Source organism: Metabacillus rhizolycopersici, from assembly GCF_020075705.1.
In genome coordinates, this window is the sequence record NZ_JAIQUM010000342.1 from 1 (window position 1) to 225 (window position 225).

Here is a 225-nt window from a genome sequence, read left to right on the forward strand (position 1 = left end):
AGTCGTACTTTGACTTCGCACGAGATTGTGAAATTTCCGGAGTATTTGGCTTCTGTAGCTGGACACAGTAAAAAGCGTAAACTCAGTGAATTGAATTGTGAATCGTTATCTAGTTTTGAAGGAATATCCCTTCAATTTAATAAATTATCTGGTAATGATGGCGAAGAGGCCACACCCGTTCCCATGCCGAACACGGAAGTTAAGCTCTTCAGCGCCGATGGTAGT

Annotated in this window: 1 rRNA gene; it reads left to right on the top strand. The window is 42.2% G+C overall.

The features are described 5' to 3' along the window. Positions 1 to 147: 147 nt before the first annotated feature. A 5S ribosomal RNA gene (gene rrf / locus K9V48_RS28870) occupies positions 148 to 225 on the top strand; the annotation flags it as partial.